The following is a 23606-nucleotide window of genomic DNA, read 5'->3' as shown; positions in this document are numbered from 1 at the left end:
TTTAATTCAGCCTCACTCTGACAGGAAAATGCACATGGATATTCTCAGCGCGTTGGCGGCGTTCGCCTCTTACTTCTTTAGCGGTTTCGCCATGATTTTGGTGTTTCTGTTCGTCTATACCCGTATCACTCCCCACGACGAATGGGCGCTGATCAAGGCCGATAATCAATCCGCTGCCTTTGCTTTCATCGGTGCCTGCCTGGGGTATGTGATCCCGTTGGCCAGCGCGGCGATCAACTCGATCAGCCTGCTGGATTACCTGCTGTGGGGCGTGGTGGCGCTGGTGGTGCAACTGCTGCTGTTCGCGGCCGTGAAGATCTACATGCCGCGCATCAGCGACAAGATCGAAGCCAACCATCTGGCCGCCGGGATTTTCCTGGGGGGCGTCTCCGTCAGCGGCGGCGTGTTGAATGCGGCTTGCATGAGCTACTAAAGGTATAAGATCGCCGAGGCGCGCCAGCCAGGCGGGTGCGCCTGCTCTTCCATGCGCAGGATGCGGTAATAGCTGGCGCCGTGTTGGTCGGCGGTGCGGGCGATGGCCAGTTCCGCCTCCTGCGGTGAGCCGGGCAGATCGTTGAAGGTGATCTCGGCGATTTCACTGAGCGGCGTCACGCGATCGGCGGGCGCCAGCTCGGCGGACTGTGCGCCGGTGCTGAGCAACCCCATGGAAAGCAAGAGGGAGGTGAGTGCGGTGGAGCGTTTCATGGCGTTCCCCTTCGTCAGATCCTGATTCGACACCCGCAACATGCGGCATGCTGTCCCTCAGTGTGCAACACCCTGCTTCAGCCTGTGCAAAGCCAGTGTAAATCTGCTTAAAAAATCCCCGCCTTAGCGATACAGGATCGCCTGGGAATACCATTGGCCCGGCACGACGGTCTCGCTGTTCATGATGATCACGTAATAACGAGCGCCGGCGGCGGTGGCCTTGCGCTGGATCTCCGCTTCCACGTCCATCGGGCTGCCGCGTACCACGGCGGTGACGGTGCCGATTTTCACCAGCTCGGCGGTTTGCGCGCGGACGATCTCCTGCGCCTGTGCGGTGGGCGGAGGCGGCGGTTTCGGCGTGGTGGTCATGATGCCGCAGGCGGAAAGCTGTGTGGCCAGAGTCAGGCTAATGAGTGTACGGACAATCGTCATGGTGACCTCGGAAGCGCCGGTGCGATGGCTTCAGTGTAACGCAATATAAGCTGTAACAGATTGAGCTATCGCTGCTTCGTGCAAGTTTGTCATGATGAATGCCAACAGGTGATTGAGGATGAGCGGATGATCGAAATTCATGACGAGCGGGCGGGCGATATTGCGGTGATCCATGCGGTGCCGGCGGGGCAGTATCATCGGCCGCTGCCGACGGTGTTCTTCTGCCATGGCTATACCTCGTCGAAAGAGGTGTACGCCTACTTCGCCTATGCGCTGGCGCGTGCCGGTTTTCGAGCGGTGCTGCCGGATGCCGATCGGCACGGCGAGCGGTTCGACGGCGATGAGACGCGGCGCCTGGCATCGTTCTGGGAGATCTTGCGCAGCAATATCGACGAACTGCCGCAGGTCAAAGCGCATTTTGAGCGGCTCGGCCTGATTGCCGACGGACGCATCGGCGTCGCCGGCGCCTCAATGGGCGGCATGACTGCGCTTGGCGCCTTCGCGCGCTTCCCGTGGATCCGGGCGGCCGCCAGCCTGATGGGCTCCGGTTATTACCGTTCGCTGGCGCGAACGCTGTATCCGCCGTTGGGCGAACGGGGCGAGGCGCTCTCGCCGGCGGCGTATGCCGCGCGCACCGCCGTGCTGGCGGAGTATGAACTGGAGGGGCGTTTGGCACAGATCGCCGGGCGGCCGCTGCTGCTGTGGCACGGCGAGACGGACGACGTGGTGCCGGCGGCTGACAGCCTGCGTTTGGCGGCCGAACTGCGGCGGCAAGGCGCGGACGGCCGTTTGACGTCGCTCGTCGAGCCGGGGGTGAAGCATCGCATCACGCCGTTGGCGCTGTCCGCCACCACCGATTTCTTCCGCCGCGAGTTGTAATGCGCATCCGGGCGCGATGCAGGGAATTACAGCGCTCTGCGCAGGTTGTTTCGGCCATCGTTTGGCCGCCCGAAGGGGAGAATGTCAGCGTGAATTCTTTCTGGGGCAGCAAGGAGCAGGGCATGATAAAGGGTATCAGCAAGACGGCCGACGCCGATCGCAGTTTGATGGGAACGATAAAAGCGCGCGCCGAGGTTAAATCAGCGGCCTTCAGCGAGCTGTTGGGCGCCGCCGACGGCAAAGCGCGGCAAAACAAGGCGAATCCGCTGTCGCGCATTACCGCGCATACGGTGCAAAACATGACGGCACTGTTCTCTTTCGCGCCGAAAGCAGCGGCCACTCACACTGCGGCGGCGGGGGCGCTCTCTTTCGAGCAGCGGGCGACCCTGGCGGAAAGTACCGAGCTGCTGCAAACGCGCACCCACTATTTGCGGATGGCGTTGCAGTTGCACAATCCGGGCAAGGCGCTCAGCGCGCCGGCGTTGCTCAAGCTCTGATTGGCGTGGAAAGAAGTGGAGCGCCCAACGTGCGGCGCTCCTGAGTGGACTTAACGGGCTCTCTGGTGAAGCCCTGGGGATTTCCCTGGCGTGGCATGTCTCTTTAGCGGTACAGCTCGGCGCTGACGTGCATCGTGCTGTTGTCGCCCGGTTCGTGCAGGGCGATGATGCGATAAGAGGTTGCGCCGCGTTGATCGGCGATTTTACTGACCTGGCTGGTGGCGTCATCCGGCGAAACCACGTTCTGGTTCAGGGTGACGAAGCCGACGCTCTGGCGTTGATCGGCCTGGTGCGAGGTGATCTCCGTCGCGGCCATTACATTGGCGGAGAACAGGGCGGCCAGCGCCGTCGCGAGCATGATGCGTTTCATAGTGCCTCTCTTAACTTCTTGCCGTTACGGCCTGACAGCGAGTGTCGCTGCGGCAAAAAGTCATTTATCTGCATTGAATAACCTGGAATCTTTTTCGTCGCGCTGTCTGCGGCGGATATGGTTAATTTTAGTCCGTTGCGGCGGATTAAAAAGCGGGGCGTTTTGATGACCTTTTTCAAAAAAAATGAAATAGATCTGTGACTCAGCGCTGATTTCATTGAAAGATTTTTGAAACCGATGGATCGGCGTACATAGGTTCACCCACGAGCAAATCGTGCTATTTCCCATAGCGCCTCGCATTAACGCGAATAAAACCCACGCAGTCCTTGAGTTTCCCGCCCTGCGTCAGTATGATTACGCGTCATTTTTCAGCCGCACACTAAACACGTTCCTTGCTTCCATGGGCCGCGGTTGACCCTGACAGGAGGCTGAATAATCCGTAAGGAGCAATTCGATGCGTCATTACGAAATCGTTTTTATGGTCCATCCTGACCAAAGCGAACAGGTTCCGGGCATGATCGAGCGTTACAGTGCTACCATCACTAACGCGCAAGGTCAGATTCACCGTCTGGAAGACTGGGGCCGCCGTCAGCTGGCTTATCCGATCAACAAACTGCACAAGGCTCACTACGTTCTGCTGAACGTTGAAGCGCCGCAGGAAGCGATCGATGAGCTGGAAACTAACTTCCGCTTCAACGACGCCGTTATCCGCAGCATGGTTATGCGCGTTAAGCACGCGGTAACTGAAGCATCTCCGATGGTTAAAGCGAAAGACGAACGTCGTGGCGATCGCCGCGAAGACTTCGCTAACGAAACCGCAGATGATGCAGATGCTGGGGATTCTGAAGAGTAATTGCCGCCGTGACGGCTAATCGTCTGGTTTTGTCGGGCACTGTGTGCAAGGCGCCGGTTCGAAAAGTGAGTCCTTCCGGGATACCGCACTGCCAATTTGTGCTAGAGCACCGTTCGCAGCAGATGGAAGCCGGATTCAGCAGACAAGCATGGTGCCGAATGCCCGTGGTTGTCAGCGGACAACAGTCACAAGCACTAACTCAAAGATTAACGGTCGGCAGTCAGATTACCGTGCAAGGCTTTGTAAGCTGCCATCAAGGGCGCAACGGGCTGAGCAAATTGGTTCTGCATGCCGAGCAGATTGAATTGATAGATTCTGGAGACTAGCCAAATGGCACGTTATTTCCGTCGTCGCAAGTTCTGCCGTTTCACCGCGGAAGGCGTTCAAGAGATTGACTATAAAGACATCGCTACGCTGAAAAACTACATCACCGAAAGTGGTAAAATTGTACCGAGCCGTATCACCGGTACTCGTGCAAAATATCAGCGCCAGCTGGCCCGTGCTATCAAGCGCGCGCGCTACCTGTCTTTGTTGCCGTACACTGATCGTCATCAGTAATCGGCCACTGTCCATTAACGACTTTGAGAGGATATGGTAATGCAAGTTATTCTGCTTGATAAAGTAGCAAACCTGGGCAGCCTGGGTGATCAAGTTAACGTTAAAGCGGGCTACGCTCGTAACTTCCTGGTACCACAGGGCAAAGCTGTTCCTGCTACCAAGAAAAACGTTGAGTTCTTCGAAGCACGCCGTGCTGAACTGGAAGCCAAACTGGCTGACGTTCTGGCTGCTGCTGAAGCTCGCGCAACCAAGATCAACGAACTGGGTTCAGTGACCATCGCTTCCAAATCTGGCGACGAAGGTAAACTGTTCGGCTCTATCGGCACCCGCGACATCGCTGACGCAGTGACTGCGGCAGGCGTTGAAGTTGCCAAGAGCGAAGTTCGTCTGCCGAACGGCGTTCTGCGTACCACTGGTGAGCACGAAGTGCACTTCCAGGTACACAGCGACGTGTTCGCACAGCTGAATGTAGTTGTGGTTGCAGAAGCGTAATTTACGCTGCTGTTAACCCGGTTAAAACGCCAGCCTCGCGCTGGCGTTTTGCTTTTCTGCGCCCGGTAAAACGCGCTACGCTTGAACTCGGGATGAAAAGGAGAGCGTGCGATGGCAAAGATTACTCTGCAACGGGTTTACGACTTCAGCGCGCCGGCGCCGGCGTATTGTTATCTGATAGATAGGCTATGGCCGCGCGGCGTCAGCAAGGAAAGGCTAGCGGGCGTGCAGTGGCTGAAACAGGTGGCGCCGGATGACGAGCTGCGCAAGTGGTTCCATCAGCATACCGACCAATGGGCGGTCTTTGAGGCGCGTTACCGCGAACAGCTGGCGGCCAACGATGCCTGGCGGCCGCTGGTGGCGCTGTTGCGGCAGGGGGAGGCGCTGACGCTGCTGTATGGCAGCAAGGATACCGAGCACAATCAGGGCGTGGTGCTGCGCGAGTTTCTGCTGGCGCAGCTGTAGGGATTAGCGTTCCCGGCGGTAGCTGCCGTCGGCCTGGCGGCGGAACAGCACCTGGCTGTTGTCTGCGGTGGTGACCGACAGCGCGTTAATCACGCCGTTGGCGTCGCGTTCGATACGCACTTCCTGGCCGGCTTTCATGTTGCTCAGCGGCTTGTCGCCGCCTTCCACCTGCGCCATGGCGAACACTTCATTCACCGGCAGGTTGTTGTCGCGAAACAGCTGGGCCAGCGTCTGGCCGGGCTGGATCTGATAACGCTGCCAGTTGCCCGCCGGCGCAGTTTCGTTGGCAGACGTGGTGCCGCCGTTTTGCAGTTCGGCCTGCAGCGGCACACTGGTTTCCTGCTGAGATACCGGGAACGGCTGTCTTTCGGGCGAGTAAGGCCACAGCAACGCCAACAGCAGAATGATGCCGAAGATCAGCACCCAGCGGCGGTGGAAGTAGGGCAGCGGCTCCATCCAATGGAAACCGTCCGGCAGATGCCAGACTTTGGCCAGCAGCGCTTTGACCTGCTGCATTTTGTCGTTGGCCGACGGCGGTTCCGATGGCGGCTCCGCGCCTTCAGACGCTGGTGCGGCGCCCGGTTTCAGGCGCTGGCTGACGTTCAGCCAGGTGCGCAGCAGCGGCTGGTAGATGCGGGTGGTTTTCCTTCTCCTGGGCGCGATTCTGCCCATGGTGACCTCTCTTCGACGGCGTAATAATTAGCGCGGCGCGACAAACGCGTCGCCTGCCCGGTATCCTGCTTTCAGTATAGTCCGCTAACTGATTGAAGTGAAAGGCGGCTGAGCGGCAGAGCCGAGGTTTGCGGCTGCGGGCGTTAACAGAAGGTTATTGTTTCTTTTTCTACGACAAAAGTCATCATTCTCCACACAAGATTTTACCCGGCATTGACGCGCTGTTATGCTGCGCTTTCGACTTTTTACAGACTTAAGGAAAACCCCATGACAACCCCTTCTTTTGACAGCGTTGAAGCGCAAGCAAGTTACGGGATTGGTTTACAGGTCGGCCAGCAGCTGCAAGAGTCCGGGCTGGAAGGTTTGCAACCGGAAGCTTTGCTGGCGGGTCTGCGCGACGCGCTGGAAGGGAATGCCCCGGCGGTTCCGGTAGACGTGGTGCACCGTGCGCTGCGTGAAATCCACGAGCGTGCGGACGCGGTGCGCCGCGAGCGCCAGCAGGCGATGGCCGTTGAAGGCCAGAAGTTCCTGGACGACAACGCCAAACGCGACGACGTGACGCTGACCGAGTCCGGCCTGCAGTTCTCCGTGCTGGAGCAGGGCAACGGCCCAATCCCGTCCCGTCAGGATCGCGTGCGTGTGCACTACACCGGTCGTCTGATCAACGGCGACGTGTTCGACAGCTCGGTTGAGCGCGGCCAGCCGGCGGAATTCCCGGTCAGCGGCGTGATCCCAGGCTGGATCGAAGCGCTGACCCTGATGCCGGTCGGCTCCAAATGGCAGCTGTATATCCCGCACAACTTGGCCTATGGCGAGCGTGGTGCTGGCGCGTCCATCCCGCCGTTCAGCGCGCTGGTGTTCGACGTCGAGCTGCTGGAAATCCTGTAATCCCACCGAGGATTGCTCTGGGCGCCTTCGCGGCGCCCTTGTTTTATGCGCCGCGCAGCGCGCGCGGGAACAGCAGATTGTTCTCCAGACTGATGTGTTCCATCAGATCGCCGATGAACTCGTCGATGCCGTTGTACAGCGCTCGCCAGGTGGTGCAGGCGCCCTCCGGCGGCGTGACATTATCGGTGAGGAACTTCACCACCTCCAGTTGCTCGCCCGCCTCGTCATGTTCATGTTCCATCACCGAAATAGGTCCGGCGGCCTGTGGCCCCATCCCCTGTTTGATCAGCGGGAACAGGATCTGCTCCTCTTTCATCATGTGATTCTCCAGATCCAGGCGGATCAGGTTCAGCTGCTTCGCCAACCCGCGCGGGCAGGCGGGTTTGTCGCCGTGCACGCGTTCAACTTTTTCCGCCATCAGCACCAGTTCGGCCAGCTGTTCTCGGTGCCGCTGATGAAAGCGCGGCAGAATGTAGTCGATCACTTCATCGAGCGGGGCCGTGCGCCAGTCACGGTTTTGTACCGGCGTGGCGGCCAGAGCGGCCAGTTCGTTCTCCAATTTGTCGATATCCAGGCCTTTGCGCTCGGCGGCGCGTTCCAGTGACTGTCGGCCGCCGCAGCAGAAATCCAGCTGGTGTTGGCGAAAAAGACGGGATGCCCGGGGAATGGCGATAGCGAGCGCGCCAAGGGATTGGTTGCGGTAATCCATGGTAGTGCCTCTTTAAACGAAGGAATTCTATAACATGCATTTTAAATGCAATTTAAAGGGCGCGCCAGCGGGAAAATAGCGAAGATGGCCGGGGGATTGCCCCGGCCTGGCGATTATTTTGCGCTTAAATCGATGCGATAGACCGCGAAACCGATGCGGTCATTGCCTTCGGCGGTCATCGGGTATTGGGCGTGCTCTTTGATAAACGCCGTTGCTTTGTCCGATGGCGAGGTCTCGAAGCGGATATCCAGCGGCTGCTTGCTGCTGAAGGTCGCCAAACGCCAATTGTTGTCTGCCTGCGGATGCACTGCGCCGCGCCGTTTGGTTTCGGCGCTGATGTAGGCCGCCAGCACCGAACGATTCTCATCCGGCGAAGCGAAGGCGATATGTTGGTCGCCGGTGCCGGCAAACTTGCCGCCGTAGGCGCGGTAGTTGTTGGTGGCGACCAGGAAGGTGGCGTTCGGATCGATCGGCTTGCCGTTGAAGGTCAGCTGCTTGATACGCTCCGCCTTATTGTTGATCAACTGGCATTCGCCGTCATAGCGCGCCGGCTGGCTGACGTCGATCTGGTAATTGACGCCGTCGATCACGTCAAAGTTATAGGTGCGGAAGCCGTCCCAGTTGATCAAACCTTGCGGCTTGGCGTTATTGACGTCTATCTGGTTGAACTGACCGGCGGAGCACTCCAGCCACTCTTTCACCTCTTTGCCGCTGGCCTTCACCACCACCAGCGTATTGGGATAGAGATAGAGATCGGCGGCGTTGCGGAAGGTGAGCTGGCCCTTTTCCACTTCGACGAAGCTGGCGGGATCGTTCTTGCGGCCGCCGACCTTGAACGGCGCCGCCGCCGACAGCACCGGCAGATCGGCAAGATCCGGGTCGCCCTGGATGTAATGTTCGACGTAGGCCTTCTGCGCATTGTTGACGATTTGCACCGTCGGATCGTCCTGCACCAGCGCCAGATAGCTGTACATGTTGCCGTCGGATTTGCCGATCGGCTGGCTGACGAACTCGCGCGTGCCCTTGTGATCGTCCGCCAATACTTTCACCAGCGCGGCGTCTTCAGCCGCCAGCGATTTCTTGTTCTCTTTGTCGTAGATCGGCCGCGCTTCCGCTTTGGCGGCGGTCACTTTCCAACTGCCGCCATCGTTGTTGAGCTGCAGGTCGACCACGCCGAGATGATCGCCCCACTGGCCCGGCATGACCGCCGGTATGCCGTTCAGCAGGCCCTTATCGATATCCGCGCCTTTGATGTTGGCGAAGTCCTTGCTCGGGAACACCGCATGGGCGTGACCGAACATGATGGCGTCGATGCCTGGCACCTGGCTGAGGTAATAGACCGAGTTTTCCGCCATCGCCTTGTAAGGCTCGCTAGACAGCCCGGAATGCGGGATCGCCACCACCAGATCGGCGCCCTGTTTACGCATTTCCGGCACATAGCGCTTGGCGGTGGCGGTGATGTCGTCCACCGTCACTTTGCCCTGCAGGTTAGCTTTGTCCCATACCAGGATCTGCGGCGGCACGAAGCCGATGTAGCCGATGCGTAGCGTATGCGTCTTGCCGTCGCGGTCTTTCACCGGCGTATCGACAATGATGTACGGCGTGAACAGCGGTTTTTGCGTTTTGGCGTCGAGGACGTTGGCGTTGATATACGGGAATTTGGCGCCGGCGATGGCGTTCTTCAGGTAATCCAGCCCGTAGTTGAACTCATGGTTGCCGATGTTGCCGACCACATAGTCCAGCGTGTTCATCGCCTTGTAGACCGGGTGCACGTCGCCCGGCTTCAACCCCTTGGCCGCCATGTAGTCGCCGAGCGGGCTGCCCTGAATGATGTCGCCGTTGTCCACTAACACCGCGTTGGTGGCCTGCTGGCGCGCCTGTTGGATCAGACTGGCGGTGCGCACCAGGCCGAATTTGTCGGTCGGGGTGTCCTTGTAGTAATCGAAGTCCATCATATTGCTGTGCAGATCGGTGGTTTCCAGCACGCGCAGATCGACGGTCGCCGCCTGCGCCGAGGCGCACACCAGCAGCGCAAGCGCAGACAGCCTCAGTGGATGCTTCATCATTGGGGGTCTCTCCATTCCATTATTCGAGTGTTATCGCAGAGGGAAATGTAATTAACATTGCTTGCCACAGCAAACTGTGAAGTTTGACAGAAAACGGCGGCAGGTAACGCGGGGAAGTTCACAGTTGCGCCCTACAAGATCTGAGCAATTCCCGGGGCTTAGGCGGTTGAGATGGATATTCGGCGCAAAAAAAACTAGTCTGCTAGCAGAGACAGAGGGAAATTTCCCACGGAGATGCGGAGTTGAGGTGCATGATGTTAGAGCGAATTTGCCAACTGTCCCGCGAGGCGGGGGCGGCGATCATGGCGGTGTACGATGGTGAACAACCGCTTGATGTCGCACAGAAAAAAGATGATTCACCGGTGACGGCGGCCGATCTGGCGGCGCACCATATCATCAAGCGCGGCCTGGCGGCGCTGACGCCGGAGGTGCCGCTGCTGTCGGAAGAGGATCCGCCGGCGTGGGAAGAGCGTCGCAACTGGACGCGCTACTGGCTGGTCGATCCGTTGGACGGCACCAAAGAGTTTTTGCATCGCAATGGCGAGTTCACGGTCAATATCGCCCTGATTGAAGACGGGCAGGCGGTGATGGGCGTGGTGTATGCCCCGGCGATCGACGTGTTGTATCTGGCGGAGCGCGGCAAGGCCTGGAAAGAAGAGAAGGGCGTGCGGCAGGCGATCGGCGTCAGCAACGCGCATCCGCCGCTGGTGGTGGTGAGCCGCTCGCATATCGACGACGAACTGAAAGACTATCTGCAGCAGCTGGGCGAGCACCAGACCGTGTCCGTCGGTTCTTCGCTGAAATTCTGCCTGGTGGCGGAAGGCAAGGCGCAGCTCTATCCGCGCTTCGGGCCGACCAACATTTGGGATACCGCCGCAGGGCATGCGGTGGCGGTGGCCGCCGGGGCGCAGATTCACGATTGGCAGGGCAAGCCGTTGCTTTACACCCCGCGTGAATCCTTCCTCAACCCCGGCTTCCGGGTTTCGCTGTTCTGAGTTAGTTCGCCAACAGCTGGTGCAGCTTGGACATCACCTGCTGCACCTCTTCCGGCGTCAGCGCGCCGTCTTTGGCGAACTGGATGCGCCCTTGCTTATCCAGCACCACAATAGCTGAGCCTTTCGGCTGCAGATCCCAGGCTTTGCGCACGTTGCCGTCGCTGTCGACGATAAACTGCGACCACGGGAACTCCTTCTTGCTGTCTTCAATGCTGCTGCGCACGAACATCGCGGTGCCCATCAGGGCATCGTCGGTGTTGACGATTGTCGTCGTTTGGTAACGATCGTGTGGTAGCTTCGCCTTCTTGATCGCTTCAATCAGCGGGTCGTTCATGTCTTTGGCGGAGCTGCGGCCGGCAATATGTTGTATCACCCGCACTTTTCCACTGAGCTGCGCGCTGTTCCAGTTTTGGTAGCTAAAATTACCGTCAGCGTAATTGAGTTCTCCTTTGTCGCTGACGCCGACCGGCGCCACGCGCTGCTGGAGCTGGAAGTTGTGTGCGGAAGCGAAAAGCGGGGCGAGCAGCAGGGATACCATCAGCATGCGACTTGTTTTCATGCTTTCTCCTTGTAATGGGGGGAATTTGTGCGACAGCACTTCGACAGCCTAAAGCATAGGATGTGATAAGAGGTCTGTCCTGTTAACCGGATCGCAGATTTTCCCTTGGTTCGCTAATCATCAGATTTTGAAGGGATATCCTGAAAACGTTATAAATTATCATATACAATTCTGTCAAAAAGTGTAAATCCAGCGTAGATCACCGGGCGAAAGTGAACGTTCTGGTCTTTACTGGGTCTACTACATGCAATCAAGTTGCGTTCTGAATTTCGAGGCTGCCACCTTTGGCGGCTCGCTGAGCGCATGGATCAACGGGAGGAGCGTAAAAGAATGAGAATCTTCCAGCGTTATAACCCTTTGAAAGTGGCAAAGTACGTTAAGACCCTGTTTCGCGGAAGGCTATATATCAAGGACGTAGGCGCATTTGAATTCGACGAGGGGAAAATCCTGCCGCCGAAGATTCGCGACAAGCGCCATTTCAGCGTGATGTCTGAAGTGAACCGCCAGGTGCTGCTGTTGCAGGCCGAGTTCGGTTGAACACCATGCTGACAGCTGAAAAAAATGCGGCCCCGATGGGGCCGCTGATGTTTTTGCCGGCTGGCATCAAGCCGCCGGGGTGTCTTCCGGGGCTTTCGGCAGTACCGCCGCCGGTTTGTCGCTCAGCCGGGTGACCAGCAGCTGGTCTATCTTGTAGCTGTCGATATCCACCACTTCAAACTTGTAGCCGGCGTATTTGACGAAGTCGGTGCGTTTCGGGATCTTGCGCAGCATATACATCATAAAGCCGCCGATGGTCTCGTAGTTACCCGCCTGCGGGAATTCGTCGATATCCAGCACGCGCATCACGTCGTCGATCGGTGTGCCGCCTTCAATCAGCCATGAGCTTTCGTCACGCGCTACGATCTGCTCTTCCTGACCCTGGCCGACCAGGTCGCCCATCAGCGTGGTCATCACGTCGTTAAGGGTGATGATGCCCACCACCAACGCATATTCATTGAGGATCACCGCGAAGTCTTCACCGGCGGTTTTGAAGCTTTCCAGCGCTTCAGACAGCGTGAGGGTGTCCGGCACGATCAGCGCAGAACGGATCTGCACGCCGCTGCTCAGCACCAGGCTCTGGTTGCCCAGCACGCGGTTCAGCAGGTCTTTGGAGTCGACGTAGCCGACCACCTGATCGATATGGCCGTCGCACACCAGGAACTTGGAGTGCGGGTGGGTCGAGACTTTCTCCTTGATGCTCTCTTCGCTTTCGCGCAGATCGAAGTACACCACGCTTTCGCGCGAGGTCATCGAAGACGGCACGGTGCGCGATTCCAGTTCGAACACGTTTTCAATCAACTCGTGCTCCTGCTTGCGCAGCACGCCCGCCAGGGCACCGGCTTCCACCACCGCGTAAATATCATCGGAAGTGATGTCGTCCTTGCGCACCATCGGCAGCTTGAACATGCGGAAGATCAGGTTGGCCATGCCGTTGAAGAACCACACCAGCGGGCGGAAGATCATGATGGAGAAACGCATCGGGTTGATGATCCGGACGGCGACCGTCTCTGGTGCAATCATACCGATGCGCTTCGGGGTCAAATCGGCGAACAGGATAAACAGGCTGGTCACCAGCACGAAGGAGCAGATGAAGCTGACCTGTTCCGCCAGTTCGGGGGACAGGAATTTAATAAAGAATTGTTGGAAGGTGCCGGAAAAAGCCGCGTCGCCGACGATACCGCCGAGGATGGCCACGGCGTTCAGGCCGATCTGCACCACGGTGAAGAAGATGCCCGGAGTTTCTTGCAGTTTAAGCACTCTGGCGGCGTTGACGTTGCCTTCGTCCGCCATCAGCTTCAGTTTGATCTTGCGCGAGGCGGCCAGAGAGATTTCCGACAGTGAGAAGAACGCACTCACCGCGATCAGAAAAAGAATCAGTAAAATACTGTTTAACATAATCTATCCATACGTGCCGACGGGATGCCGGCGCTCTTGAGGAAGGGTAGTACATAGTAAAAAAAGCAGCGATAACAACCAGAAGGGAAGCTATCGGGCCGCAGAAGCGGCCCGCATAGTATAGCAGTTGCCCCACAGGGGCCGCCAGCGGTTAAAAAAGTGCCGCCGGCCTGCATCGGATCAGCCCTGCGGCGGCAGGCAAACGCCGATGCCGCCCAGCCCGCAGTAGCCTTCCGGGTTCTTGAACAGGTACTGCTGGTGATCGTCTTCTGCGTAATAGAACGGCAGCGCCGGCGCGATCTCGGTGGTGATGACACGCTTGTCTCCCGCCGCGTCCATCGCCTGCTGGAAGCGCTGCAGGCTGCTTTCGGCTTCGGCCTGCTGTTCAGGGCTCAGCGTATAGATCGCCGAGCGGTACTGCGTGCCGACGTCGCCGCCCTGGCGCATGCCCTGCGCCGGATCGTGATTTTCCCAGAACAGCTGCAGCAGCTGTTTGTAGCTGACGACCTGCGGATCGAACACCACGCGCACCACTTCGGCATGGCCGGTCTGGCCGCTGCATACTTCACGGTAGGTCGGGTTCGGCGTGTAGCCGCCGCTGTAGCCGGCGGCGGTGCTGTAGACGCCCGGCTGTTGCCAGAACAGGCGCTCTACGCCCCAGAAACAGCCCATGGCGAAGATCGCCACTTCCATGCCTGCCGGCACCTGGGTCATCGAGTGTTCGGTGACCACGTTGAGCGTTGCGACAGGCATTGGCGTGGTGCGGCCAGGCAGCGCGCTTGCCTTATCGACGGTTTGTGATTTATCAAAAAATGGCACCACGGTTGACTCCTGTTGTCACAGTAAGAATTGACCCTACATGGCGGCGGTTCGGTTGTATCTCACCGCGTCTTTGCCCACAATAAGTGGCAAGTTGGATTTTGTATAAGCTTAACGCAGTATTTTGAGCGCCAAAAGTGAAGAATTCGCCTGTTGCGCGGCGGTGGCAAAGCGCGGCGGGCGGCGTCCGGAACGAGGCTGAAGAGGGCTGCCGTCATGATAGCGCGGAGTCTGCCCTGGCCCCGGAGCGAACACCATAACAGGAAAGTAAAATCAATAAGGAGAACACGTGCCAAAGTACCCGGTCATGTGCTTGATAGCTGTGTTGCTTGCAACACCTGCAGCCTACGCGGCGAACGTGCGGCTGCAGGTGGAAGGGTTAAGCGGAGAATTGGAAAAAAACGTCCGGGTGCGGCTGTCGTCGATCACGCCTGAAGAAGTCGGCACCGACGGCCGTTTTCGCGCGCGGGTGGATGAGGCGGTGCGCCAGGGGCTGCGCGCGCTCGGCTATTACCAGCCGACCATCGAGTTTACGCTGGACGACAGGCCGGGGATGTCGCGCCCGGTGCTGCATGCCAAGGTCAATCCGGGCGAACCGGTGCGCATCGCCGGCGCCAACATCGTGCTGGAAGGCGGCGCAAAGACCGATGAGGACTACCTGGCGCTGGTAAAGAAGGACCGGCCGACCATCGGTGAGATCCTCAACCACGGCAAGTATGACAGTTTCAAAGGCTCGCTCACCGGCCTGGCGTTGCGCAAAGGCTACTTCGATGCCGACATGACCAAAAGCCAGCTCGGCGTGGCCGAAGATCTGCACAAGGCGTTTTGGGATATCGATTTCAACAGCGGCGAACGTTATCGCTTCGGCAAGGTGAAATTCACCGGTTCGCAAATCCGCGAAGACTATCTGCAAAATCTGGTGCCCTTTCATCAGGGGGATTACTACAGTTCGGAGGATTTGGCCGAGCTGAACCGCCGTTTGTCCGCCACCAACTGGTTTAACTCGGTGGTGGTGTCCCCTGATTTCAACGATGCCAAAGAGAACAAGATTTTGCCGTTGGACGCGCTGGTGACGCCGCGCACGCGCAACACCGTCGAAACCGGTATCGGTTACTCCACCGACGTCGGCCCACGGGTGAAAGGCACCTGGAAAAAGCCCTGGCTCAACGATCGCGGGCATAGCCTGGAAACCAGCGCCAGCGTGTCGGCGCCGGAGCAGCAGCTGGATCTGACCTACAAGATCCCGCTGCTGAAGAATCCGCTGGAGCAGTATTACCTGCTGCAGGGCGGGCTCAAGAACGTCAATCTCAACGACACCAAATCCGTCACCTCCAAAGTGGTGGCCTCGCGCAACTGGGATCTCTCCAGCGGCTGGCAGCGGGCGATCAACCTGACCTGGCGCTGGGATAACTTTACCCAGGGTAACGTCAGCAACACCACCATGCTGTTGTATCCCGGCGTCAGCTTCAACCGCACCCGTTCGCGCGGCGGCCTGATGCCGACCTGGGGCGACAGCCAGCGCTACTCCATCGACGTCTCCGACACCACCTGGGGCTCCGGCGTGGACTTCGCGCTGATGCAGGCGCAGAACGTCTGGATCCGCACCCTGGCCGACAAGCACCGTTTCGTGGCGCGCGGGCAGGTGGGATGGATTGAAACCAACGATTTCGACAAGGTGCCGCCGGATCTGCGTTTCTTCGCCGGTGGCGACCGCAGCATTCGTGGCTACAAGTACAAAGACATTTCGCCGCGCGATGACGACGGCAAGCTGACCGGTGCCTCCAAGATGCTGACCGGATCGCTGGAGTACCAATACAACGTGACCGGCAAATGGTGGGGGGCGATGTTCGTCGACTCCGGTGAAGCGGTGAACGATATCAAGCAGAGCAACTTCAAAACCGGCGCCGGTGTCGGCGTGCGCTGGCAGTCGCCGGTGGGGCCGGTGAAGCTGGATATCGCCGCGCCCGTGGGGGACAAGGACACCCACGGGATGCAGTTCTACATCGGTTTGGGGCCTGAACTATGAGCCTGGTTAAAAAGATTTGTCTCGGATTTCTGGTCGTCCTGCTGCTGCTGATCGGCGGGCTGGCCTTTCTGGTGGGGACCACCACCGGTTTGCATATGGTCATCAACGGCGCGGCGCGCTGGGTGCCGGGGCTGGAGATCGCCGGCGTCAGCGGCGGCTGGCGCGATTTGACGCTGAAGGGCGTGAAGTATCAGATGCCGGGCGTGACGGTCAACGCCGGGCAATTCCACCTCTCCCTCGATCTCTCCTGTTTTAAACGCAGCTCGCTGTGCGTCAACGCCTTGACCGCTCAGGACGTAGACGTGGCGGTGAACACCAAAGAGATGGCGCCTGCCGCGCCGGTGGAGGAGAGCAGTGAGCCGACCACCAATCTCAGCACGCCTTATCCGATCACGCTGCGCCTGTTGGCGCTGAATAACGTCAAGGTCACCGTCGACGACACCGCCATCTCTCTGGCCGAGTTCCGCACCGGTGCACACTGGCAGGAGCGCGCGCTGACGCTGATGCCCACCAAGATCGGCTCGCTGCTGATCGCGTTGCCGAAAACCCCGCAAAACCCGTTGCCGGAAGCGGTGCAACCGGCGGTAGAGGTGGCGAAAAAGGTCGGCGAGCAGGTTACCGAAGCGGCGAAACCGGCGCCGCAGCCGGAAGAGAAGCCGCTCGGCGAAACGCTGAAGGAACTGTTCGCCAAACCGCTGTTGCCGGATCTGCCGGACATCCGCCTGCCGCTGGATATCACCGTCAAAGAGATCAGCGGCGAGCAGCTGCGCTTGACCGGCGATACCGACGTGCTGATCACGAGCCTGTTGCTGCAGGCCAGCACGCAGGACCAGCATATCCAGCTGGACAACTTCGACGTGAAATCGCCGCAGGGCACGCTGTCGGTGCAGGGACAGGCGACCCTGACCGGCGACTGGCCGGTGGTCCTGACCGCCAACAGCGCGTTGAATATCGAGCCGCTGAAGGGCGAGAAAGTGAAGCTGAACATCGGCGGCGGACTGCGTGACGAGCTGAAGGTGGCGCTGAACCTGTCCGGCCCGGTCGGGGCCCAACTCGATGTGCAAACCCGGCTGGCCGAAGCCGGCCTGCCGCTGGCGCTGACGCTGCAGAGCAAGCAGCTGAAATGGCCGCTGAGCGGCGAGGCGCAGTATCAGGTCAACGATTTCCGCCTGCGCTTTAACGGCAAGGCGACCGACTACGCGCTGTCGACGCGCGCCAATCTGAAAGGCCAGGATCTGCCGCCGGCGGTGTTGACGCTGGACGGCAAAGGCAACGTCGAGCAGTTCAAGCTGGAGCGCCTGCGCCTGGCGGCGCTGCAGGGCAATACCGACCTCACCGCGCTGGTGGACTGGAGCAAGGCCATCAGTTGGAACTCGCAATTGACGCTGAGCGGCATCAATACCGCCAAGCAGTGGCCGGAATGGCCGGCGAAGCTCGATGGCAAGATAGCTACGCGCGGCAGCCTGCACGGCGGCAGCTGGCAGTTGCAGGTGCCGGTGTTGCAGCTGGACGGCAACGTGAAGCAGAACAAGGTCACGGCGCGCGGCACGCTGAGCGGCAACGCCGCCGGGCAGTGGAAAATCCCCGGCATCGATCTGACGCTGGGGCGTAACCAGCTGAACGTCAAAGGGCAACTGGACGAGAAGAGCTGGAACCTGGACGCCAACATCGACGCGCCGCGTCTGGACGGCGCGCTGCCGGGCCTGGGCGGCACCGCCAAAGGGCTGCTGAAACTGCGCGGCAATCTGCAGGCACCGCAGCTGCTGGCGGATTTGACCGCCTCCGGCTTGCAGTGGCAGGCGCTGCGCATCAACCGCGTGAAGATCGATGGTGATGTGCGCTCCACGGATCAGATCCAGGGGCAGTTGGCGGTACGCGTCGAGCAGCTGAAGCAGGACGCGCTGGAGGTCAGCCTGCTGACCCTCGACGCCAAAGGCAGCGAGAAACAGCATCAGCTGCAGTTGAAGATCGACGGCAAACCGGTCTCCGGCCAGCTGGCGCTGCAGGGCAGCTTCGATCGTCAACAGCAGCGCTGGCGCGGCAATCTGAACAACACCCGCTTCGATACGCCGGTCGGGGAGTGGCGCCTGACGCGCGCCATCGCGCTGGACTACCTGAACACCGAGCAGAAGATCAGCGTCGGGCCGCACTGCTGGCAGAACCCGAATGCCGAGCTGTGCGTGCCGAAGACCATTGAAGCCGGCCAGAGCGGCCAGGCCAGCGTGGTGCTTAACCGGTTCGACCTGGCGATGATCAAACCGTTCCTCGGTCCGGAAACCGCCCTCAGCGGTGTGTTCACCGGCCGGGCCGACGTCAGCTGGAAATCAGGCGGCGCGCTGCCGGAGGCGAAAGTCACGCTGGCCGGCAACGGCGTCAAGGTGGTGCAGCAGGTACAGGGCAACGCGCTGCCGATCGCCTTCGATACGCTGACCCTCAACGCCGGGCTGAACAACGGCCGCGCGCAGGCCGACTGGCGGATCAAACTGACCAACAACGGCCAGTTCGACGGCAACATCCAGGTGGCGGATCCGCAGGTGCGGCGCACCATCAGCGGCAACGTCAATATCACCAACATCTCGCTGGCGCTGATCAACCCGGCGCTGATGAAGGGCGAAAGCGCGGCGGGCATGCTGAACGCCAACCTGCGCCTGGGCGGCAGCGCGCAGAAGCCGCTGGTGTTCGGCCGCCTGGCGTTGGATCGGGCGAAGGTGCAGGGGCACTGGATGCCGTTCGACATGACCGACGCGCGGCTGGCGGTGAATTTCAACGGCATGACCTCAACACTCGAGGGGCTGCTCAGCACCACGCGCGGCCAGCTGAATCTGGCGGGCGACGCCGACTGGCGTGACATCAATGCCTGGCGTGCGCGCATCGCCGCCAAGGGCGACAAGCTGCGGGTGACGGTGCCGCCGATGATCCGCATCGACGTGTCGCCGGATCTGGTGTTCGAAGCCACGCCGCAGCTGTTCTCGCTCAACGGCAAGGTCGATATTCCCTGGGCGCGCATCACGGTGCAGGAGCTGCCGGAAAGCGCGGTGGGCGTCTCTTCCGACGAGGTGATGCTGGACGATCAGCTGAAGCCGATTCAACCGAAGACGGCGTCGATCCCCATTAACAGCAACCTGATGATTCACGTCGGCAACGACGTGCGGCTGGACGCTTTTGGCCTCAAAGCTCGCCTGAAGGGTGACCTGAAGGTGGTGCAGGACAAGAAAGGGCTGGGCCTCAACGGCCAGATTGACATCCCTTCCGGTCGATTCCATGCTTATGGTCAGGATTTGATCGTACGTAAAGGGCAACTGATGTTCTCCGGTCCGCCGGATCAGCCGCTGCTCAACATCGAGGCGATCCGCAACCCGGAATCCACCGAGGACGACGTGACCGCCGGCGTGCGCGTGACCGGCCTGGCGGATGCGCCGAAGCTGGAAGTGTTCTCCGATCCGGCCAAATCGCAGCAGGAAGCCTTGTCTTATCTGCTGCGCGGCCAGGGTTTGAGCAGTTCCGGTGCCGACGGCAACGCCATGACGTCGATGTTAATCGGCATGGGGGTTGCACAAAGTGGTCAACTTGTGGGTAAAATCGGCGAGGCATTCGGCGTGAGTAATTTGGCCCTGGACACTCAGGGGGTTGGCGACAATTCCCAGGTTGTCGTGAGCGGCTATGTCCTCCCAGGCTTACAAGTAAAATATGGGGTGGGCATTTTCGACTCGCTGGCCACGCTGACGTTGCGTTATCGCCTGATGCCTAAGTTGTATCTTGAAGCGGTGTCTGGTCTCGACCAGGCATTAGATTTGCTCTATCAGTTTGAGTTTTAGCGATGCGAATAATTGTCTACGGCAGTTTACGACGCAAACAGGGAAACAGCCATTGGATGACCAACGCCCAATGGCTCGGCGAGCACGAGCTCGAAGGCTATCAGATTTATAATCTGGGCCATTACCCGGCGGCGATCCCTGGAGAGGGCACGATACATTGCGAGGTGTATCGTATTAACTCATCGATTCTGGCAGAGCTGGACGAACTGAAAAGCAACACCAAGGACTATAAGCGCGAGCTGATTCAGACGCCTTATGGGAGTGCGTGGATCTACCTGTACAAACACAGCGTGGACGGTTACCCGCGAATTACCAGCGGTGACTGGCTGAAGCGTCTCGAAGAACAGTAAGAAAAAAAACACCGCTCATTGAGCGGTGTTTTTTCATCGGACGGCGGCGAGAATTACTTCTTGGCGGCGCGTTCGAAGGAGGCGATGATTTCCGCTTTAGCCGCGGCAGCGTCTGCCCAGCCTTCCACTTTCACCCATTTGCCTTTTTCCAGATCTTTGTAGTGCTCGAAGAAGTGAGCGATCTGAGCTTTCAGCAGCTCCGGCAGGTCGTTCACGTCTTTCACGTGATCGTACTCTTTGGTCAGCTTGCTGTGCGGTACCGCAACCAGCTTGGCGTCTTCACCGGCTTCGTCGGTCATCTTCAGCACGCCAACCGGACGGCAGCGGATCACGGAACCCGGCTGCAGCGGATATGGCGTTGGGACCAGTACGTCAACCGGGTCGCCGTCCAGAGACAGGGTGTGGTTGATGTAGCCGTAGTTGCACGGGTAGAACATTGCGGTGGACATGAAACGGTCAACGAACAGCGCGCCGGTTTCTTTGTCGATTTCGTATTTGATTGGATCGGCGTTGGCCGGGATTTCGATTACTACGTAGATGTCTTCCGGCAGGTCTTTGCCAGCAGGGACCAGATTCAAGCTCATGTCGGTTTCCTTTAATCATCAAACCAGAAATGGAGTGGCGGCTATTATAGCGGACTCTTTTGCGATTTCCTGCCCTTTTCATCGTCGAAAACCCAGTGTCTCTGCGCGCGGAGAATTTCCAGATTAATCCCGCCACGGCATGAAGTTTTGCCTGCGGCTGCCGATAACTTCAACAAACAATAATGAGCCAGCAAAGCTGGCTCCGCGTTTTGCCACCCCTACTACGTCTGATCTCACTATTCTGAAGCCGGGAAGAACTCATGCTAAAAAAGATTACGGTGAAGGCTGGGCTGATCGCCCTGCTGAGCCTGATGACCATGCTGCTGATCATGGTCAGCGTTATTGGCGTCAACGCGATTAACGAAGGATCGCGCTCGATCCATACCTTAAACCAGATCCTTGGCGAAGAGCTGGGCTCGCTGGCCAACAGCTCCAACCTGACGCTGCGCGCCCGAACTGCTGCCTCGCTGGCGGTGCGCCAACGGGAGATCGGCCAGACTGATGTCTCCGACGCGACCGTCGGCCGCATCTACGGCTACCTCGAGCAGTCGAACAAGGAAATGGCGCGCTTTGTCGGCGTCGGCACCGTGACCGATCGCGGCCGCGAACTCTCCAACCGCCTGCAAAACAGCTATCGCGCCTATCTGGAACAGGGCGTGAAGCCGATGGCCGCCGCCATCAAGGCCGGCAAGATTGATGAGTATTACCATATTCAGGAGACGCGCATCTCCGCATTGAGCATCGCGTTTGAAAAGGATCTCACCGATTTCCGCAGCTTCGCCATGAAGCTCGGCGCCCAGCAGGTGCATGACGCGGAAAGCAACGCCAGCACCAAGATCTCGCTGATCGTGGTGGCGGGCCTGCTGAGTGTGCTGCTGGCGGTGCTGGCCTGGTTCGCGCTGCGCGTGATCATTCTGCGCCCGTTGGACGAGTCCATCGCGCAGCTGGAACACATCGCCGGCGGCGATCTGACCCATGAGATCCGCGGCGAGGGCGATACCGAAATGGGGCGCCTGATACGCGCGATGCAGCGCATGCAGCGGGCGTTGGCCAGTTCGGTCAGCAAAGTGCGCGATGCCAGCAGCCAGATCGACACCGGTTCACGCGAACTGGCGGCCGGCAACCTGCACCTGGCGCAGCGCACCGAAGAATCGGCCGCCTCGCTGGAAGAGACCGCCGCCAGCATGGAGCAACTGACCTCGACGGTGAAAATGAACGCCGAGAACTGCGAACAGGCCAACCAACTGGCGCTGAGCGTGTCCGATATCGCCAACCAGGGCAGCGACGTGGTCAGCCAGGTGATGAGCAAGATGCAGGCGATCACCGACAGTTCACGCCGCATCGCCGATATCATCAGCGTGATGGACGGCATCGCCTTCCAGACCAATATCCTGGCGCTGAATGCGGCGGTGGAAGCGGCGCGCGCCGGTGAACAGGGCCGCGGCTTCGCGGTGGTGGCCGGCGAAGTGCGCAATCTGGCGCAGCGCAGCGCCCAGTCGGCGAAAGAGATCAAAGGGCTGATCGAAGCGTCGCAGAACCGGGTGCAGGAAGGCGAGCAGATGGTGGAGTCGGCGGCGCAGACCATGAGCGGCATCACCGGCGAAGTGGGCCGGGTGACGGCGTTGATGCGTGAGATCTCGGCGGCGACGCGCGAACAAAGCAGCGGTATCGAACAGGTGAACCTGGCGGTGGCGCAGATGGATCAGGTGGCGCAACAGAATGCGGCGCTGGTGGAGGAGTCTGCGGCGGCGACGCGCTCGCTGGAAGATCAGGCTCAGCTGCTGGCGCAGAGCATGGCGGCGTTCAAGCTGTAAGGCGATAAGGGTTCGGCAAGGCGCCGAACCCTGGCAAAAAACGCGTTACTCGTCCGGGTTTTCGGCGATGAAGCGTTCTGCGTCTTCCACCATCGACTTGGTGCCGACGAAGAATGGCGCGCGCTGGTGCAGTTTCACCGGCGTGATGTCCAGAATGCGGTTTTTACCGTCGCTGGCCTTACCGCCGGCCTGTTCGGCCAGGAACGCCATCGGGTTGCATTCGTACAGCAGGCGCAGCTTGCCCTGTGGGTGGCTGGCGGTGCTTGGGTAGATGTAGATGCCGCCTTTCAGCAGGTTGCGGTGGAAGTCCGCCACCAGAGAACCGATGTAGCGCGAGGTATAAGGGCGCTGCGTCGCTTCGTCCTGCTCCTGGCAGTACTTGATGTATTTCTTCACGCCGAGAGGGAACTTGATGTAGTTGCCTTCGTTGATGGAATACATGTTGCCGCTCGCCGGGAAGCGCACTTTCTCGTGAGAGAGACAGAACACGCCCAGAGACGGGTCGTAAGTGAAGGCGTGGACGCCGTAACCGGTGGTGTACACCAGCATGGTGGACGAACCGTAAACCACATAACCCGCTGCGACCTGGGCGCTGCCCGGCTGCAGGAAGTCTTCTTCGGTCACCGGCGTGCCGACCGGCGTGATGCGACGGTAGATAGAGAAAATCGTACCGACCGAGACGTTGACATCGATGTTGGACGAACCGTCCAACGGATCCATCAATACGACATACTTGGCATTTTCAGCACGCTCGCCGTCGAATATCACGATTTCATCTTCTTCTTCGGAAGCGATACCCGCAACTTCACCGCGCGCTTTCAACGCCGCTTTCAGTTTTTCGTTCGCGTACAGGTCCAGTTTCATCTGAACTTCGCCCTGTACGTTGGACACCCCGCTGGTTCCCAGAATATCAACCAGGCCGGCCTTGTTGATGTCGCGGTGGATGATTTTGGCGCCCAGTTTAATGGCAGAAAGTAACGCGGTCAGCTCGCCGGTGGCGTGCGAGAAGTCGTGCTGTTTCTCGACGATAAATTCGCCTAACGTTTTCATGACACAATCCCTGAATCTACGGATGGATAGCGGCCTGTTAACAAACCGCCAACGTTTTCGCGTGCAGTGTAGC

27 protein-coding genes are annotated in these 23606 nt (G+C 59.4%); 15 read left to right on the top strand and 12 right to left on the bottom strand.

The window, feature by feature from the left end; genetic code table 11:
• Positions 1 to 34: 34 nt before the first annotated feature.
• Positions 35 to 433, top strand: coding sequence for a DUF350 domain-containing protein (locus AC6BYQ_RS24815; RefSeq protein WP_015376394.1), 399 nt, complete (start codon positions 35 to 37; stop codon positions 431 to 433).
• On the opposite strand, the gene AC6BYQ_RS24810 is transcribed toward AC6BYQ_RS24815, so the two are convergent.
• Positions 430 to 705: a YdgH/BhsA/McbA family protein gene (locus AC6BYQ_RS24810; RefSeq protein WP_025159584.1), complete on the bottom strand. Its 276-nt coding sequence runs from the start codon at positions 703 to 705 to the stop codon at positions 430 to 432. The two genes, AC6BYQ_RS24815 and AC6BYQ_RS24810, sit on opposite strands and share 4 nt — an antisense overlap.
• Positions 706 to 828: 123 nt before the next feature.
• Entirely contained in the window at positions 829 to 1137 is a 309-nt protein-coding gene (gene bsmA / locus AC6BYQ_RS24805) for a biofilm peroxide resistance protein BsmA (protein WP_074055420.1), read from the bottom strand.
• A gap of 126 nt (positions 1138 to 1263) precedes the next feature.
• On the opposite strand from bsmA, the gene yjfP reads away from it, so the two are divergent.
• Complete coding sequence (yjfP, locus tag AC6BYQ_RS24800; RefSeq protein ID WP_019453372.1) at positions 1264 to 2016, top strand: esterase; 753 nt, start codon at positions 1264 to 1266, stop codon at positions 2014 to 2016.
• Positions 2017 to 2138: 122 nt separating this feature from the next.
• The gene (locus AC6BYQ_RS24795; protein WP_100219130.1) at positions 2139 to 2513 is read left to right on the top strand and encodes a hypothetical protein; all 375 of its coding nucleotides are present in this window, start codon (positions 2139 to 2141) and stop codon (positions 2511 to 2513) included.
• Positions 2514 to 2616: 103 nt separating this feature from the next.
• Here the strand turns inward: AC6BYQ_RS24795 and AC6BYQ_RS24790 are convergent, their stop codons facing one another.
• Together AC6BYQ_RS24790 and AC6BYQ_RS24785 are read right to left on the bottom strand one after the other, a co-directional pair.
• Positions 2617 to 2883 carry a YdgH/BhsA/McbA family protein gene (locus AC6BYQ_RS24790; RefSeq protein ID WP_063918018.1) on the bottom strand — a complete coding sequence of 89 codons (267 nt, stop codon included), beginning with the start codon at positions 2881 to 2883 and terminating at the stop codon, positions 2617 to 2619.
• Positions 2880 to 3101 carry a hypothetical protein gene (locus AC6BYQ_RS24785; protein WP_498057670.1) on the bottom strand — a complete coding sequence of 74 codons (222 nt, stop codon included), beginning with the start codon at positions 3099 to 3101 and terminating at the stop codon, positions 2880 to 2882. The genes AC6BYQ_RS24790 and AC6BYQ_RS24785 overlap by 4 nt, the downstream gene beginning before the upstream one ends.
• A 236-nt stretch (positions 3102 to 3337) precedes the next feature.
• On the opposite strand from AC6BYQ_RS24785, the gene rpsF reads away from it, so the two are divergent.
• From rpsF to AC6BYQ_RS24760, 5 genes are all read left to right on the top strand, one after another.
• A complete protein-coding gene (gene rpsF / locus AC6BYQ_RS24780) occupies positions 3338 to 3736 on the top strand; it encodes a 30S ribosomal protein S6 (RefSeq protein ID WP_004933634.1) in 399 nt (132 codons plus the stop codon).
• Positions 3737 to 3744: 8 nt separating this feature from the next.
• Complete coding sequence (gene priB, locus AC6BYQ_RS24775) at positions 3745 to 4062, top strand: primosomal replication protein N (RefSeq protein ID WP_049233092.1); 318 nt, start codon at positions 3745 to 3747, stop codon at positions 4060 to 4062.
• A gap of 4 nt (positions 4063 to 4066) precedes the next feature.
• Positions 4067 to 4294 (top strand): 30S ribosomal protein S18, encoded by a 228-nt coding sequence (gene rpsR / locus AC6BYQ_RS24770; RefSeq protein ID WP_000135199.1) that lies wholly within the window; start codon positions 4067 to 4069, stop codon positions 4292 to 4294.
• A gap of 39 nt (positions 4295 to 4333) precedes the next feature.
• The gene (gene rplI, locus AC6BYQ_RS24765; RefSeq protein ID WP_004933629.1) at positions 4334 to 4786 is read left to right on the top strand and encodes a 50S ribosomal protein L9; all 453 of its coding nucleotides are present in this window, start codon (positions 4334 to 4336) and stop codon (positions 4784 to 4786) included.
• Between the two features lie 111 nt (positions 4787 to 4897).
• Positions 4898 to 5251, top strand: coding sequence for a DUF488 domain-containing protein (locus tag AC6BYQ_RS24760; RefSeq protein ID WP_498057669.1), 354 nt, complete (start codon positions 4898 to 4900; stop codon positions 5249 to 5251).
• A 3-nt stretch (positions 5252 to 5254) separates the two neighbouring features.
• On the opposite strand, the gene AC6BYQ_RS24755 is transcribed toward AC6BYQ_RS24760, so the two are convergent.
• Positions 5255 to 5923 (bottom strand): OapA family protein, encoded by a 669-nt coding sequence (locus tag AC6BYQ_RS24755; RefSeq protein WP_154747207.1) that lies wholly within the window; start codon positions 5921 to 5923, stop codon positions 5255 to 5257.
• A 267-nt stretch (positions 5924 to 6190) separates the two neighbouring features.
• Between AC6BYQ_RS24755 and bamJ the strand changes: the two genes are divergently transcribed.
• A complete protein-coding gene (bamJ, locus tag AC6BYQ_RS24750) occupies positions 6191 to 6811 on the top strand; it encodes a BamJ family beta-barrel-assembly machinery protein (protein WP_004933618.1) in 621 nt (206 codons plus the stop codon).
• 43 nt (positions 6812 to 6854) lie between these two features.
• On the opposite strand, the gene ytfE is transcribed toward bamJ, so the two are convergent.
• Both ytfE and AC6BYQ_RS24740 read right to left on the bottom strand, forming a co-directional pair.
• Positions 6855 to 7520: an iron-sulfur cluster repair protein YtfE gene (ytfE, locus tag AC6BYQ_RS24745; RefSeq protein WP_498057668.1), complete on the bottom strand. Its 666-nt coding sequence runs from the start codon at positions 7518 to 7520 to the stop codon at positions 6855 to 6857.
• A 113-nt stretch (positions 7521 to 7633) separates the two neighbouring features.
• On the bottom strand, positions 7634 to 9586 hold the full coding sequence (locus AC6BYQ_RS24740) for a bifunctional 2',3'-cyclic-nucleotide 2'-phosphodiesterase/3'-nucleotidase (RefSeq protein WP_498057667.1): 1953 nt from the start codon (positions 9584 to 9586) through the stop codon (positions 7634 to 7636).
• 254 nt (positions 9587 to 9840) lie between these two features.
• Here AC6BYQ_RS24740 and cysQ point away from each other — a divergent pair, with 254 nt between their 5' ends.
• A complete protein-coding gene (cysQ, locus tag AC6BYQ_RS24735) occupies positions 9841 to 10581 on the top strand; it encodes a 3'(2'),5'-bisphosphate nucleotidase CysQ (RefSeq protein ID WP_033644177.1) in 741 nt (246 codons plus the stop codon).
• Position 10582: 1 nt separating this feature from the next.
• Here cysQ and AC6BYQ_RS24730 read toward each other — a convergent pair whose 3' ends face one another.
• Positions 10583 to 11140, bottom strand: a complete 558-nt coding sequence (locus AC6BYQ_RS24730) for a YtfJ family protein (RefSeq protein WP_025159587.1) — start codon at positions 11138 to 11140, stop codon at positions 10583 to 10585.
• A 330-nt stretch (positions 11141 to 11470) separates the two neighbouring features.
• Between AC6BYQ_RS24730 and AC6BYQ_RS24725 the strand changes: the two genes are divergently transcribed.
• Positions 11471 to 11677 (top strand): DUF1107 domain-containing protein, encoded by a 207-nt coding sequence (locus AC6BYQ_RS24725; RefSeq protein ID WP_019453363.1) that lies wholly within the window; start codon positions 11471 to 11473, stop codon positions 11675 to 11677.
• A 66-nt stretch (positions 11678 to 11743) separates the two neighbouring features.
• Here AC6BYQ_RS24725 and paeA read toward each other — a convergent pair whose 3' ends face one another.
• Entirely contained in the window at positions 11744 to 13075 is a 1332-nt protein-coding gene (gene paeA, locus AC6BYQ_RS24720; protein WP_038879165.1) for a polyamine export protein PaeA, read from the bottom strand.
• Positions 13076 to 13255: 180 nt separating this feature from the next.
• Positions 13256 to 13894, bottom strand: coding sequence for a peptide-methionine (S)-S-oxide reductase MsrA (gene msrA / locus AC6BYQ_RS24715; protein WP_086012758.1), 639 nt, complete (start codon positions 13892 to 13894; stop codon positions 13256 to 13258).
• Positions 13895 to 14201: 307 nt separating this feature from the next.
• Here msrA and tamA point away from each other — a divergent pair, with 307 nt between their 5' ends.
• From tamA to AC6BYQ_RS24700, 3 genes are read left to right on the top strand one after another with little or no spacing between them, the layout of a single operon-like run.
• Positions 14202 to 15920 (top strand): autotransporter assembly complex protein TamA, encoded by a 1719-nt coding sequence (gene tamA, locus AC6BYQ_RS24710; protein WP_198635868.1) that lies wholly within the window; start codon positions 14202 to 14204, stop codon positions 15918 to 15920.
• Positions 15917 to 19735, top strand: a complete 3819-nt coding sequence (gene tamB / locus AC6BYQ_RS24705; protein WP_498057666.1) for an autotransporter assembly complex protein TamB — start codon at positions 15917 to 15919, stop codon at positions 19733 to 19735. Before tamA ends, tamB begins: the two co-directional genes overlap by 4 nt.
• A gap of 2 nt (positions 19736 to 19737) precedes the next feature.
• Positions 19738 to 20085, top strand: a complete 348-nt coding sequence (locus AC6BYQ_RS24700) for a gamma-glutamylcyclotransferase family protein (protein ID WP_025159589.1) — start codon at positions 19738 to 19740, stop codon at positions 20083 to 20085.
• Positions 20086 to 20138: 53 nt separating this feature from the next.
• Here AC6BYQ_RS24700 and ppa read toward each other — a convergent pair whose 3' ends face one another.
• A complete protein-coding gene (ppa, locus tag AC6BYQ_RS24695) occupies positions 20139 to 20669 on the bottom strand; it encodes an inorganic diphosphatase (protein ID WP_004933594.1) in 531 nt (176 codons plus the stop codon).
• Between the two features lie 260 nt (positions 20670 to 20929).
• Between ppa and AC6BYQ_RS24690 the strand changes: the two genes are divergently transcribed.
• Positions 20930 to 22483, top strand: coding sequence for a methyl-accepting chemotaxis protein (locus AC6BYQ_RS24690; RefSeq protein ID WP_019453357.1), 1554 nt, complete (start codon positions 20930 to 20932; stop codon positions 22481 to 22483).
• Between the two features lie 45 nt (positions 22484 to 22528).
• Here the strand turns inward: AC6BYQ_RS24690 and fbp are convergent, their stop codons facing one another.
• Positions 22529 to 23533 carry a class 1 fructose-bisphosphatase gene (fbp, locus tag AC6BYQ_RS24685; RefSeq protein WP_004933587.1) on the bottom strand — a complete coding sequence of 335 codons (1005 nt, stop codon included), beginning with the start codon at positions 23531 to 23533 and terminating at the stop codon, positions 22529 to 22531.
• Between the last annotated feature and the right edge of the window lie 73 nt (positions 23534 to 23606).

Source organism: Serratia sp. LTN-2, assembly GCF_059740205.1.
The sequence above is the reverse complement of the archived record's forward strand: the minus strand, read 5'-3'. Positions and strand labels throughout refer to the sequence as shown.

Excerpts from the sequence above, each read along its gene's own strand:
- ppa (WP_004933594.1), bottom strand. The coding sequence starts at position 20,669 with ATGAGCTTGAATCTGGTCCCTGCTGGCAAAGACCTGCCGGAAGACATC.
- paeA (WP_038879165.1), bottom strand. The coding sequence starts at position 13,075 with ATGTTAAACAGTATTTTACTGATTCTTTTTCTGATCGCGGTGAGTGCG.
- AC6BYQ_RS24730 (WP_025159587.1), bottom strand. The coding sequence starts at position 11,140 with ATGAAAACAAGTCGCATGCTGATGGTATCCCTGCTGCTCGCCCCGCTT.
- AC6BYQ_RS24690 (WP_019453357.1), top strand. The coding sequence starts at position 20,930 with ATGCTAAAAAAGATTACGGTGAAGGCTGGGCTGATCGCCCTGCTGAGC.
- ytfE (WP_498057668.1), bottom strand. The coding sequence starts at position 7,520 with ATGGATTACCGCAACCAATCCCTTGGCGCGCTCGCTATCGCCATTCCC.
- bamJ (WP_004933618.1), top strand. The coding sequence starts at position 6,191 with ATGACAACCCCTTCTTTTGACAGCGTTGAAGCGCAAGCAAGTTACGGG.
- AC6BYQ_RS24700 (WP_025159589.1), top strand. The coding sequence starts at position 19,738 with ATGCGAATAATTGTCTACGGCAGTTTACGACGCAAACAGGGAAACAGC.
- bsmA (WP_074055420.1), bottom strand. The coding sequence starts at position 1,137 with ATGACGATTGTCCGTACACTCATTAGCCTGACTCTGGCCACACAGCTT.
- tamA (WP_198635868.1), top strand. The coding sequence starts at position 14,202 with ATGTGCTTGATAGCTGTGTTGCTTGCAACACCTGCAGCCTACGCGGCG.
- AC6BYQ_RS24795 (WP_100219130.1), top strand. The coding sequence starts at position 2,139 with ATGATAAAGGGTATCAGCAAGACGGCCGACGCCGATCGCAGTTTGATG.
- AC6BYQ_RS24810 (WP_025159584.1), bottom strand. The coding sequence starts at position 705 with ATGAAACGCTCCACCGCACTCACCTCCCTCTTGCTTTCCATGGGGTTG.
- fbp (WP_004933587.1), bottom strand. The coding sequence starts at position 23,533 with ATGAAAACGTTAGGCGAATTTATCGTCGAGAAACAGCACGACTTCTCG.
- rpsR (WP_000135199.1), top strand. The coding sequence starts at position 4,067 with ATGGCACGTTATTTCCGTCGTCGCAAGTTCTGCCGTTTCACCGCGGAA.
- AC6BYQ_RS24785 (WP_498057670.1), bottom strand. The coding sequence starts at position 3,101 with ATGAAATCAGCGCTGAGTCACAGATCTATTTCATTTTTTTTGAAAAAG.
- AC6BYQ_RS24740 (WP_498057667.1), bottom strand. The coding sequence starts at position 9,586 with ATGATGAAGCATCCACTGAGGCTGTCTGCGCTTGCGCTGCTGGTGTGC.
- AC6BYQ_RS24760 (WP_498057669.1), top strand. The coding sequence starts at position 4,898 with ATGGCAAAGATTACTCTGCAACGGGTTTACGACTTCAGCGCGCCGGCG.
- yjfP (WP_019453372.1), top strand. The coding sequence starts at position 1,264 with ATGATCGAAATTCATGACGAGCGGGCGGGCGATATTGCGGTGATCCAT.
- AC6BYQ_RS24725 (WP_019453363.1), top strand. The coding sequence starts at position 11,471 with ATGAGAATCTTCCAGCGTTATAACCCTTTGAAAGTGGCAAAGTACGTT.
- cysQ (WP_033644177.1), top strand. The coding sequence starts at position 9,841 with ATGTTAGAGCGAATTTGCCAACTGTCCCGCGAGGCGGGGGCGGCGATC.
- AC6BYQ_RS24755 (WP_154747207.1), bottom strand. The coding sequence starts at position 5,923 with ATGGGCAGAATCGCGCCCAGGAGAAGGAAAACCACCCGCATCTACCAG.
- rplI (WP_004933629.1), top strand. The coding sequence starts at position 4,334 with ATGCAAGTTATTCTGCTTGATAAAGTAGCAAACCTGGGCAGCCTGGGT.
- rpsF (WP_004933634.1), top strand. The coding sequence starts at position 3,338 with ATGCGTCATTACGAAATCGTTTTTATGGTCCATCCTGACCAAAGCGAA.
- AC6BYQ_RS24815 (WP_015376394.1), top strand. The coding sequence starts at position 35 with ATGGATATTCTCAGCGCGTTGGCGGCGTTCGCCTCTTACTTCTTTAGC.
- AC6BYQ_RS24790 (WP_063918018.1), bottom strand. The coding sequence starts at position 2,883 with ATGAAACGCATCATGCTCGCGACGGCGCTGGCCGCCCTGTTCTCCGCC.
- tamB (WP_498057666.1), top strand. The coding sequence starts at position 15,917 with ATGAGCCTGGTTAAAAAGATTTGTCTCGGATTTCTGGTCGTCCTGCTG.